Raw genomic sequence first — 11,995 nt, 5'->3', positions numbered from 1 at the left:
TCCCGTCTTCGCCACCCGACTCGATGACGCCCCGATCATGATGAAGCGATGTAACAAAGGCTGTAACTCTGTTACATAGAACTATCACAGTGTGACACCACTCACAAGGCAAAGTGGTCACAGGTGTAGTCACACGTGCTGACGGCGAACGCAGAGGCCTCGCGGTATGCTTCGCGCACGACTGGCGAGGAGTGAGAGTGAAACCAGGCCAAGCTGCCGCGACGCCGGGCATCCAGTCGCCTCCGCAATCCCCATCCCTGCTGCAGCGGGCCTATGTGGCGGTGGTGGGTGGCGATTTCGACGAGCCCGACGACCCCACCCGGGCCCGCTTGCTCGACGCCGCCTTCGACCAGTTCTGCCGCATGGGCATCCAGCGATCGTCGATGGATGAGGTCGCCCGGCGGGCGGGGCTGTCCCGGGTGACCATCTATCGGAAGTTCGACACGAAGGATGCGCTGGTCGAGCAGGTCATCCTGCGCGAGTTCCGGCGGTATTTCCTGCGCTTTCTCGCCGACATCGGCGAGGCGGACACGGCGGAGGAACGCGTGGTGTTCGGCTTCGTCAGTTCCCTGCGATCGATCCTCGGCAACCCCCTCATCGGTGGCCTCATCGAGACGGAACCGACTCTGCTCGCCGGTTCGATCGGCGCCGACGACGGCCGCATGCTCGCAGCGGTCCGCCAGTTCCTCGCCCAGCAGCTGCGCAAGGAGCAATTGGCCGGCAACATCGCCGCCGACCTCGACACCGAGCTGACCGCGGAGATGATGGTCCGATTCTCGAACTCGTTCCTCACCGTGCCCAGTCAACTCGTCGACGTGCACGACGACGAGCAGTTGGCGGCGATTGCGCGCCAGTACCTGGTGCCGATGCTGAACCCACCGAAACCGTGAACACGTCCGGGCACCGGTACGATATGGTCGGGCGCAAACTTGTCATGGCGGTGGTCGGGGCGTTCGTGCTCACGGGGATGGGCGGTGCGCCAGGCGTTTCCGCGGCGCCTGCGCCCGCCGGGACGGTGACCCTGTACGGCGACCGCTCGTTGTGCCGGAATGCGCAACTGCCGCGAGACAACGTGGCCTGTGCGGTCGCACTGACCCGCGAGTGGCTCGATCACACCGGACGATCCACGGCGGTCCGTCGGACGGTGGCGGTGAGCAATCCAGCACTGGGCGGTTCGTGGAATCCGCAGAACCGGGATGTGTGCGTCTACGCCGAAGTCGGTACGGTGCTCAATCTCGGTCTGCACCACTGCAACACCATCACCTTCGTCAACTGGGTCACCGATGCGGCGCTGATCCGGACGCCGGCGCGGGCGTTGACCACGTTCGTACACGAGTCCAGCCACGGCGTGCAGGAGGCCATCGGTCTGAAGCCGGTGTCGGTGACCGTTCTCGGTCCCGCCGACGCGCTGCGGCGACTCGAGTGGGCCAGTGATTGCTGGTCGGGGGCGGCGTGGTCGTGGTTCGTGCGGCGCGGCGAGATGACCGCTGCCGAACGCGATGAGGCGACGGCGTTCATGTACTCGCTGCCAGAGCGGACGTCGCATGGCAGTGGGTCCGAGCGCGGCGCGGCCTTTGAACGTGGCATTGTCGAAGGTGTCACCGCATGTGACCAGATTCTCGGCACGCCGGCCTACACCTGACCGGCATCGACAGGGGGTACCGATGACCAGCTCCGACAAGACGACCGCCTACGACTTCACCGCCACCGACATCGACGGCACTCCGGTGCCGTTGTCCACGTACGCGGGGCTGCCGCTGCTCATCGTCAACACGGCGTCGAAGTGTGGCTTCACTCCGCAGTACGAGGGCCTCGAACAACTCAACCGCGAGTTCGCGGACAAAGGGTTGCGGGTGCTGGGCTTTCCCTGCGACCAGTTCGCTCATCAAGAGCCCGGCGATGCCGAGGAGATCAAGAACTTCTGCTCGCTGACCTACGACGTGACGTTCCCGATGTTCGCCAAGATCGACGTCAACGGCTCTGAAGCGCATCCCCTCTACGAGTGGCTGCGGGCACAGAAGCGCGGTCTGCTCGGCGGCCGAATTCAGTGGAACTTCACCAAGTTCCTGATCGACCGCGATGGCAACGTGGTGGACCGGTTCGCCCCGACGACCAAGCCGGAGAAGCTGACCGGCGCCATCGGGAAAGTGCTCTGACTAGAACGGTGGCGGGCCGGCGTCGGTGACGCGTTTGCGGTTTCGGGCGCGTTCGGCGCGTCTGCGGGCGTGTTTGTTCGCCACCCGTGTGTTGACGCGGGTGCTGCGTTCGATCGTGCTGCCGGTGTGTGGGGGTGGGGCCTGGGCGGGTGCGGTGAACCGGATCCTGCGCAGCCCAGGGAACAAGTCTTCCTGGGTTTCGGCTTCGCCGGGCAACACCAGGCCTTCGGGGGTGATGTATTCGGTGACCAGCCGCCCGTCGGCATCACGCCATTGATCATCGACCCAGTCGCCGAAGGTCTTCAACAAGTGTCCGGGACGACATTTCGCGTTCAACCCCACCTCAGTGGTCTGTCCACCGTTGTGCGGACACGCGTGGTCGTACTCATCGACATGGTCGAGGTCGCCACGCCACGCCGAGGTCAGGCATCCAGGTTCGGTGCAATAGCCGTCCCGCAGCCGGATGAAGGTGTCCAACGCCGCCGACGGCCGATACGGATCCGACGGCAGATGCGCCGGCAACGTGAACGTGCCATCGGGGTCCGGTTCGGTCGTGGGCGGCACCAGATAGGAGACCTTGGTGTCGGCACGCGCGGCGATATCGCGCACATGCTCGCCCGAGATCACTCCGTGGCCGTCCATGAAACCGGCATGGTTCGCCATCCCTTTCACGGTGGCCTCGTCGGCGACGACGTGGAGGACGGCCTTGCAGTCCACCGGCGGCACCACCCCGGGCTCCGGGATGACCGCGGTGCAGTCGTCACTACCGCAGTCGCATTCGAACATGGTGCCCGACAGCAGGCAGAACATGGCATCGGATTGTCGTTGCGGCTTGGTGCGCGGATCGTGTTCACACACACTGTCGGCCAATGCGGCCACCGCGGCGGCGGCGATCCGCACGTTCTCCGCCGACATCACCCCGGTGATCTCGGCAGTGCCGTCCTCGCGCGGGTGGGTCCACATCCGGCGGTCATCAAGGGCCTGCTGCCGACGTTCCCGCACCGCGTCGGGGTCATGACGGAACACAATCCGGTCTATCATGTCGCGGAAACGTGCCTTGCTCCAGGTCCCGTTCCGGGTCCGCAGCGTCTGTGCGATCGCCGCATCGACCAACGGCGCCGCTGACGAATCGTCGAGCAGGTCGGTCCGGCTGACCGCCTTCTGCGCGTGCCACGGCCCGATCACGCCGTCACGCAAACATTCCGACACCTCCGGCAGCCGGTCCCGCAACGCGACCGCATCATTGAGCAGTGTTTCCGCGGCGCCACGAGAAGTGCCGCGGAGTTTGGCGATACGTGCTGCGGCGTCGGCGAAGCCGTCCACCACGAAACCGTCGGTGTCGTCACGCGCAGCGACCAGCCGGTCGTAGAGTGCTGCCACCGAACGATATTCGGCGTAGGCGAGATAGGCGCGACCGCGGTCGAGCTCGGCCATCCCGAGCAGAATGTCGTTGGTGGGGTCTTCATCCGGGTAGGCCGCATCCACACCACCGAGAAAGTCACGCGGCAACTGCGGCCACGGCGACGGCGAGGACAACACGGACGACACGAGCGCACCCTTCACGGATCTGATCACAACCAACTGATGCAGGATCATTTCCGATATGCCACCCACCGTGATCAATCCGACCCCGAGACCGGATTCAGCGAGTTCGCGCCCACCCGTTTCGCATCAACTCATCCTGCACACACCAATCTAGAACACACCACCGACAAGAATGATCACCGCAGGTCAGAGTGTCTGTTTGCGAATCTCAGCGTTGCGCCCATTGGGCCAACGCGTCGACAGTGGTGACGTGGTCGACGCCCCGCAGGGCGGCGCCGTGCAGCGGCCCGTCATCGCCGTGGATTCCATCGACGACCGGTGACGGCAGGTGCTTGCGAAACGACATCAACCCGGCTCGGTAGGCCGCCTCGAAAGGTTCGGGGGCGGCCGCCCTCAGGGGGGTCGCGAGCCCGCCGAGGGTGACCATGTCGGGGTCGTGTATCGAGACAAGGCCGGCTATGCCGCGGCCGAGTGCGGCGGCCACGCGGTCGAATGCTCGCTGGTGGCGTTCGTCGGACGCCCCGGCCGAATGCTGCCGAAGAAGCTCATGGGCATAGTCAAAAGCATTGTCCGGCGGCGGTTCTCCCAGGTGCTCGGCCAATGCGCGCCCGTCGATGGTGAGATCCCAGCAGCCGTGCGCACCGCACGGACACTGCTTGGCCGGATCGCCGAAGGGTACGTGCCCGTACTCACCGGCGCCGCCATGTGCGCCGACAACCGGTACGCCGTCCACGACCAGGGCGCCACCCAAGCCCACTGCGATGATCAGGTGCAACGCCGTGCCGACACCGCGCGCCGACCCGGTGCGGGCCTCGGCCAGCCCGGCCAGGGTCGCATCGTTGGCCACTAGCATTGGGATGTCGCTGTCTGCCAACAGGTTCGCGGTCAACGGGGCGAGGTCGACGTCGGTCCAGCCCAGCGGCGTGAACTGGACCAGTCGGTCGTCGAGTACCGCGCCGGCCACCGACACCGACACTGCCCGAACCCGTGACGGGTCGCGTTGAACGACGGCGCCGATCGCGTCTGCCATGTCGGCGAGCACCCGATCCGGCCCACCCCGTAGCCGGCCCGCCGCGGCCTCGATCCGGGGTTCGCCACTGAGATCCGCAGTGGCCACCCGCCACCCGGTCGGGCTCAACTCCGCGATCACCACCAGCGGCCCAGCGGGATGTGGTTCGAGGATCGTCGTGGGGCGTCCGCGACCCTGCGCCGGCGCGGGTGATTCGTCGAGTAGGTCCAGGCGGCGCATCCGAGCCATCAGATCGGTGGCCGCCCCACTGCCGATGCCCAACTCCTGCGCCGCCACCGCGCGGGTGACGCCGGGGCGCGAACGCACCAGATCGATCAACCGTGCCGGTGTCGACCAACGCGCGGCGCCCGGGCCGGGAGACGGGAGTGACACCCGGACATTGTGGCATTTACATTAAACTCGAACACCGATTATATTCGTGAGATGCTCACGACCCCGACCGCTGCGCCCGACACCCGCCAGGACGTTCGGCAACGCATGCCTGCGCTGGCAGCACTCGCGGTGGCCGGGTTCCTCGCGGTCACCACCGAGATGCTGCCCGTGGGCCTGCTCCCGGCGATCGGCGGCGCGTTCGGGGTCGACGACGCCGTCACCGGTCTGCTCGTGACGGTGTTCGCGGTGATGGTCGCCTTGTTCGCGGTTCCGCTGACCGTGGCGACGCGCCGATATCCCCGCAAGCCGCTGATCCTCATCACGGTGGCGGGCTACCTGATCAGCAACCTGCTCATCGCGTTCGCGCCCAGTTTTGCAGTGGTGGCCGCGGGCCGGGTCGTCGGCGGCGTGGCGCACGCGCTCTTCTTCTCGGTGTGCATCGGCTATGTCCCGCGATTGGTCGAACGTGGACAGGTGGGCCGAGGGCTGGCACTCGTCGCCGGTGGCACCACCGCGGGATTCGTACTGGGTGTGCCGTTGTCGACGGCACTGGGCGCCGCGATTGGTTGGCGGGGATCGTTCACGGTGCTCGCGGTGATCGCGGCCGGTGTCCTGGTCGCGATCCTGCGGTTCCTACCGGCGGTGTCCGGCACACCCGCCGGCCGCCGCACCCAAACCTCCGGCGCCCGCTCGGCGCTCGGTGTGGTGGTCACCTCCAACACGCTTACGTTCATCGGCCAGTACACGGTGTACACCTACATCAGCGTGATCCTGCTGACCGGCGGCGCCGGCGAATCCTGGATCGGCCCGCTGCTGCTGGTGTGCGGAGTGTGCGGCCTGGCCGGTCTCGCCTGCGTCGGGCGCACCATCGACCGGCACCCGCGCACGACGGTGCTGACCGTGCTGGCGCTGTTGGCCGCCACCATCCTCGCGGTCGGCCTCACCCACGCGTGGTTCGTCGGTCTCGTTGTGGCGATCGCCCTGTGGAACGGGTTGTTCGGCGGCGTTCCGTCGATGTATCAGACGGCTGCGGTGCGCGTGTTCCATGAGGCGCCCGAGGTGGCGGGTGCATGGATCAACGGCACCTCCAATCTCGGCATCGCGCTCGGGGCCGTGCTCGGCGGACTGTTCCTCGGGTCGTCGCCGGCCATCCTGGCGTTGAGCGTGACGGCAGCCGCGCTGGTGGTCGCGGGGCTCACGGTTGCGGTGATGGGGAAGCGGGGTTTCGCGCACTGAGGAGCGGAGCGCCGACACGCCTCACCCGACGATGAGCGGCCAGAGTCCGTCGGCGCCCGCGTCGACGGCGGCGTCGGTGATCCGCTGCTCCCAAGCGTGCACCGAGCCGAACTCCGAACACCACGCCAACGCGGGCAGCGTGAATTCATGCAGGCCGTGTTCCTGTGTTGTCCCGATGGCCCCGTGAACCTGATGAGCGTTGCGCACCACCGTCGATGTGGCTCGCCCCGCACATGACCGGGCCACCGCGATCAGGAACGCCAGGTTCGGCGCCGACCACTCGCTGTGTACCGCCCCGGCCAGCGCGGCCTCGGTCGCCGCGCGCGCGAGTGCGGCTTCGGCCGCGGCGTCGGCGACCAGCGCCGCCACCGCCTGGAATCGCGCCAGCGGTCGGCCGAACTGTTCCCGGGCACAGGCATGGGAAACACTCAGGGCGACAGCTCCATCGAGAGCCCCGCAAGATTGCACCGCGCGGGCCAGTGCGCCGCGCAGGCCGAACCGGTCGATCACGCCCGGCGGGACGTCGACGCCGGCGAGACGATCAACGGCAACTGCGACGACGTCACGCGGCTCGCCCGCCATGTTGACGCCGGCGGTCACATCGACATCGGCGATGTCGACGTCGGCGACCCGATGGCCACCCGCGTGCGGCCAGGCGACGACGAGTTTCTCGGCGCCGGACGCCCAACCGACTCCCCGCGCGATGCCGTGTTCGTCGGTGACACACGCGGATCGTCGCGCGTCGTCTACTGCAGGGCGGCCTCGTCCAGGAGCCAGCCGGCCAGCAGATCATGCTCGACGACGGGTGTCGGTACGCCGAACCGGGCTGCGGCATCCAGCAATTCGGCGGCGGCGAACCAGGTGGCACCGCTACCTCCGCTGGCCTCGGAACCGGTCAATCGGGCCAGGCCGACCTCGTCGAGCTGCTCCCAGAGTGCCAGGTCCCAGGTCGGCACCGTGGCGCGGTCCGGCGATGCGGCCCGCTTCGTGAGGTGTGCAGTGAACACCGCCGACATCAGTTCGGCGAGTTGTTGATCCACCTCGATCATCACCGCCGCCCCAGACCGCGGGCGATGACGCCGCGCAAAACCTCGTTGGTGCCGCCGCGCAAGGTGAAACCCGGACGCTGCACCAATGCGGTCCGGGTCAGACGGGTGTGCTCGGCCAGGGCTGGGTCGAGCCCGTCGCTCAGCGTGTCGACGAACGCGGCGATGTTGCCCTCGGTGCTGGTGCCCAGCACCTTCACCACTGCGGCTGCGGTGTCGGCAGACTCGTGGCGCGCCAACGCGCCGGCAACCGCGGTGGACATTTGATGCAACCCGGCGAGCCGGGCCACGTAGCGTCCCAGGTCCGGATGGTGCGGAATCATGTGCGCTCGCGTCTGTTCTGCGGTCTCGGCGAGCAGCGGCAGGGTGGACAGGAACCGCTCGGGGCCACTGCGTTCGAAGGCGAGTTCGGAGGTGACCTGGGTCCACCCGTCGCCGATGGTGCCGAAGACCATCTCGTCTGGGACGAAGACGTTGTCCAGGATCACCTCGTTGAAATGGTGCCTTCCGTCCATCGACCGAATCGGGCGGACATCGACCCCGGTGCTGTCGAGGTCGATGATGAACTGGCTCAGCCCGGCATGGCGGTGCGCGGTGTCCAGGGCCTGTGACCGGGCCAGACAGATGAACGCCTCGGCCCGGTGGGCGCCGGAGGTCCACACTTTGGTTCCCGACAGCGACCACCCTCCGTCGACACGTGTAGCGCGGGTGCGCACGCTGGCCAGGTCGGAGCCGGAATCGGGTTCGCTCATGCCGATCGCGAAAAAACAGGTGCCGTCGGCGATCCGCGGAAGGTACCGCTGTTTCTGTTGTTCCGTGCCGTAATTCAGCAACGACGGGACGACCTGCCGGTCTGCGATCCAGTGGGCGGCCACCGGGGCGCCTGCGGCGAGCAACTCTTCGGTGACCACGAACCGTTCGACATGCCCGCGCCCGCGGCCACCGTATTCGACCGGCACCGTCATACCCAGCCAGCCGCGTTGCGCCAGCGCTTGGGTGAAGTCCTCGTCCCACCCGGTCAGCCAGGTGTCGACCTCACGCCCGATGTGTCCGGCAGCGCGCTGCTCGGCGACGAAGGCGCGGACCTCGTTGCGTAGGGGTTCGAACTGTGCGGGATCGTCGGTGATCGGCGGGACCAGTCGGAGATCGGGCATGACCTGCACCATAACCCGTCGGGGAGTGCGAGTGCGGTGGTCTCATGGAGACCGACGGCGTGGAGAGGTGGACGATGAACGGGCGGACGATCGCGACGGCAGCACTGAGGCAGTTCACCAAGGCGCGCGTGGCGTATCTGCGGTTACGCGGTCAGACGCCCGACAGCGTCGCCGAAAAACGCGTGGCGAGCGGGACGTCGTGGGACGAGTTCTGCGACACGCTCAAAGCAGCCGGGGCGGCAATCGTTTTCCCTGGCACGCCGACCGACCCCCTCACGCAGGCCGAGGGCTATCGATACCTCAGCCGGCTCACCCGGGCCGGCCTCGAGGCCTTCGTCGAGTACGCCGATCCCACCGCGCCGGTATTGCGTCGGATGATCCACGAGACCGCCAAGATGGGATCGGACAATCCCGACAACCACTATCTCAACGCCACCATCGACGGATCGCTGGAGTACCGCATCACCGGAACCCGCGGCACCGTCGACTATCTGGGATTCGGCACCCAGGAAGGCAATTACGGTGAGGGCGGCCAAATGCCGACCACCGGATACGTCGAGGCCACCGAGCTCGCCATCGACGACGACGGTCGATTCGAACTCATCCTGTCGGCCACCGAACACCCGGGCAACTGGTTGCCGATGACTCCGCAGACCGGATTGCTGATCGTGCGACAGACCTTTGCCGACCGGACCGCCGAGGTTCCCGCCGAACTGCACATCGAACTCCTCGATGGTGCGACTCCACCGACGCCGCTGACCGCCGCCCAACTCGACGCGGGGCTCGGCAAGGCGAGCCTGCTCGTGGCCGGGGCGTCGATGCTGTTCGCGAAGTGGGCGCGTGACTTCGCCCAACATACCAACGAATTGCCGATGTTCGATCCCGAACGGTCCACGAAGGCCGGTGGCGACCCGAACATCATCTACTACCACAGTTATTGGCGGCTCGGCCCCGACGAGGCGCTCGTCATCGACGCTGAGATCCCCTCGTGCGACGGTTGGAACTTCCAGCTCGACAATCACTGGCTGGAGTCGCTGGACTACCGCTACCACCAGATCCACGTCAACAAGCACACAGCGACCTACCGCGACGACGGGAGTGTACGGATCGTCGTCGCCCACCGAGACCCGGGGCTGCCCAATTGGATCGACACCGCCGGCCACGAGTGCGGCGCGATGACGTTTCGCTGGATAAAAGCAGCCACCCATCCGCAGCCGCGGACTCGTGTGGTGACGCTGTCAGCCCTGGCGCAACTGGATTGATCCCGTGTCGAGTACTTTCGAGCCGTTTCGTCGGCGTCCGGTTCGCGCGGCCAACCGCATCGGCGAGATGCTGCAGGCGCGTGACGTCTCGGTGGTCGACCTGTCGGCGGACACCTTGCGACGACGCGCACAACGGGCCACCGGCCTGCCCTGGGATGCCGATCCGCAAGCAGACGAGGCTCTCGATGTGTTGTGTTCCTCGATCATCGATGAAGCCCGGCTGAGTCTGTTCGGCGCGTTGGTGATCCGGGCGCGGCTGCACGGCATCCTCACCACCCGGTTGCGGGTGGCCGACCTGCTGCGGCGCGACCCGACGATCGAGCAGACGCCCATCACGCCGCCCATCGTCATCGCCGGGCTGCAACGGAGCGGAACCACCATGCTGCACAGGCTGATCGCGGCCGACCCGGACATGCGGGCGGTCGGATCCTGGGAGGTCGTCCACCTCCTACCACGCAGGCGGGAGAGGCCCGGTCGGCCGAGGATGCGCGTGGCGCAGACAAGGGTCGCCGAATGGTCGCTGCGCTATCTGAATCCGCAATTCTTCGCCATCCACGCGGTGGAGGCGGATGGACCCGAGGAAGATGTTCTGCTGCAAGAGTATTCACTTCTGTCGCAGGTGCCGGAGGCGATGCTGCACGTGCCGTCCTACGCGGCGTGGCTGCAGCAGCAGGACATGCACGCGTCCTATCGATACCTCAAAACTCTGCTGCAGATCCTGCACGCCCAGAATCCGCGACCGCGCTGGGTGCTCAAGACGCCGGCTCATCTCGAACATCTCGACTCCCTGCTCGATGTGTTCCCGGGCGCGGTGATCGTGCAGACCCACCGCGACCCGCTGCGGACCACGGCGTCGTTCTCCAGCATGCTCGCTCACGGGCACTCCATGTTCAGCGACCAGGTGGACGCCGAAGGTGTCGCGCGGCACTGGCTGGCACGCAACGCGGCGATGGTCGACCGCGCCCTCGAGGTGCGCCGGCAGCGGCCCGAGGTGTTCGTCGACGTCTTCTACGACGACCTCGTCGACGATCCGATGGTGCAGGTCGCGCGGATCTACACCGCGGCGGGCGTCGACCTCACCGACGGCACGCGGGCACAGATGGAGCGTCACCGGGCCGGCCATACCCAGCACGCCCACGGCGTCCACACCTACGCGCTCGCCGATTTCGGTCTCGCCGAGGATGAGGTGAACGCCGCATACGCGCGTTATCGCACCGCGTTCGACCTGTGACGCTCGTTCAGGAGATCGGGCAGGGGATGCCGGTCAGCGTTTCGGCCTTGGCCCACAGTCGGGCGGCGGACTCGAAATCGCATGCAGCGGTCGATCGTCCGAACAGCACGGGCTCGCCGCGCAGGGCCCATATGCCGTCCACGCCGACGTAGCTGCCCGGTGCGATCGGATGGGTGAGACAGTACAGGGTGGTCTGTGCGCCGGCATCGACATCGTTGGCGAACCGAGCGGCGGCGCCCTGCACCACCTTGTGTGCCATACCGAGGTGCGGTTTGTTGGAGATGTTCGAGGCCACCCAGCCCGGCGTGGTCAGCATCGCGCTCACCGGTGAGCCACTTGTCCGGAGCCTCCGGTCGAGTTCCAGGCCCCACAGCATCACCGCCAACTTGGACCGTGCGTAGGCACGCGGCGGGCTCCACCGCGACCGGGTGAGGTCGAGGTCATCGGGATCGATGGACTTCGCGCCGCGATGAGCGTCGGAGGCCACCGACACGATCCGCCGCTCGATGCGTGGCAGTAACAGATTGGTCAATGCGAACGGGCCGAGGAAGTTGGTACCGATACCCAATTCGAAGCCGTCGGTGGTGCGGCGATGCTGGTGCGGGAACACTCCGGCATTGTTGATCAGGTAGTCGATCGGACCATCGAGAGTGTCGGCGAACGCCCGTACCGACGACAGGTCGGCGAGATCGAGCGGCAGCACCTCGCAGTCGCCGCCGAACTGGTCGGCGCGCTGCATGCCGAGGTCGGTGTCGCGCACTGCCAACACCACGCGCAGCCCTGCCTGTGCGAGTGCCCGCGCGGTGGCCATCCCCAGTCCGTTGGTGGCGCCGGTGACGACCACACGTCGTCCGGCGAGAGCCGTGAGTCGGTCATTCATGCCACGAGCGTAGCGCTGACAGTTCTGGCCGCACCTGCAAGTTCTGGCCGCAGTTCCGGCCCCAAGCCGGACTCCGAAACTGC

General features: G+C 67.0%; 10 protein-coding genes and 1 pseudogene. 6 read left to right on the top strand and 5 right to left on the bottom strand.

What is annotated here, in order from left to right; translation table 11 throughout:
* Nucleotides 1–197 precede the first annotated feature (197 nt).
* From VX037_RS19995 to VX037_RS19985, 3 genes are read left to right on the top strand one after another with little or no spacing between them, the layout of a single operon-like run.
* Nucleotides 198–890, top strand: a complete 693-nt coding sequence (locus tag VX037_RS19995; protein ID WP_266063547.1) for a TetR/AcrR family transcriptional regulator — start codon at nt 198–200, stop codon at nt 888–890.
* Between the two features lie 44 nt (nt 891–934).
* A complete protein-coding gene (locus VX037_RS19990) occupies nt 935–1,642 on the top strand; it encodes a hypothetical protein (protein ID WP_328715566.1) in 708 nt (235 codons plus the stop codon).
* Nucleotides 1,643–1,664: 22 nt separating this feature from the next.
* Nucleotides 1,665–2,156: a glutathione peroxidase gene (locus tag VX037_RS19985; protein ID WP_235723007.1), complete on the top strand. Its 492-nt coding sequence runs from the start codon at nt 1,665–1,667 to the stop codon at nt 2,154–2,156.
* On the opposite strand, the gene VX037_RS19980 is transcribed toward VX037_RS19985, so the two are convergent.
* Nucleotides 2,157–3,704 (bottom strand): DUF222 domain-containing protein, encoded by a 1,548-nt coding sequence (locus VX037_RS19980; RefSeq protein ID WP_328715564.1) that lies wholly within the window; start codon nt 3,702–3,704, stop codon nt 2,157–2,159.
* A gap of 205 nt (nt 3,705–3,909) precedes the next feature.
* Nucleotides 3,910–5,103, bottom strand: a complete 1,194-nt coding sequence (locus tag VX037_RS19975) for an ROK family protein (RefSeq protein WP_328715562.1) — start codon at nt 5,101–5,103, stop codon at nt 3,910–3,912.
* 51 nt (nt 5,104–5,154) lie between these two features.
* Between VX037_RS19975 and VX037_RS19970 the strand changes: the two genes are divergently transcribed.
* The gene (locus VX037_RS19970; RefSeq protein ID WP_328715560.1) at nt 5,155–6,339 is read left to right on the top strand and encodes an MFS transporter; all 1,185 of its coding nucleotides are present in this window, start codon (nt 5,155–5,157) and stop codon (nt 6,337–6,339) included.
* Between the two features lie 21 nt (nt 6,340–6,360).
* Here the strand turns inward: VX037_RS19970 and VX037_RS19965 are convergent.
* Nucleotides 6,361–7,388, bottom strand: a pseudogene (locus VX037_RS19965) (acyl-CoA dehydrogenase family protein).
* Nucleotides 7,388–8,539 (bottom strand): acyl-CoA dehydrogenase family protein, encoded by a 1,152-nt coding sequence (locus tag VX037_RS19960; RefSeq protein WP_328715558.1) that lies wholly within the window; start codon nt 8,537–8,539, stop codon nt 7,388–7,390. Before VX037_RS19960 ends, VX037_RS19965 begins: the two are co-directional and overlap by 1 nt.
* A gap of 44 nt (nt 8,540–8,583) precedes the next feature.
* Here VX037_RS19960 and VX037_RS19955 point away from each other — a divergent pair, with 44 nt between their 5' ends.
* Both VX037_RS19955 and VX037_RS19950 read left to right on the top strand, forming a co-directional pair.
* The gene (locus VX037_RS19955; protein WP_328715557.1) at nt 8,584–9,801 is read left to right on the top strand and encodes a DUF1214 domain-containing protein; all 1,218 of its coding nucleotides are present in this window, start codon (nt 8,584–8,586) and stop codon (nt 9,799–9,801) included.
* 4 nt (nt 9,802–9,805) lie between these two features.
* Nucleotides 9,806–11,032, top strand: coding sequence for a sulfotransferase family protein (locus tag VX037_RS19950; protein WP_328715556.1), 1,227 nt, complete (start codon nt 9,806–9,808; stop codon nt 11,030–11,032).
* Between the two features lie 7 nt (nt 11,033–11,039).
* On the opposite strand, the gene VX037_RS19945 is transcribed toward VX037_RS19950, so the two are convergent.
* Entirely contained in the window at nt 11,040–11,912 is an 873-nt protein-coding gene (locus tag VX037_RS19945; RefSeq protein ID WP_328715555.1) for an SDR family NAD(P)-dependent oxidoreductase, read from the bottom strand.
* Nucleotides 11,913–11,995 lie beyond the last annotated feature (83 nt).

Origin of the sequence: Gordonia sp. Z-3, from assembly GCF_036233855.1 — a bacterium.
GTDB lineage: Bacteria > Actinomycetota > Actinomycetes > Mycobacteriales > Mycobacteriaceae > Gordonia > Gordonia tangerina.
This window is presented reverse-complemented; position numbering and strand designations above follow the sequence as displayed.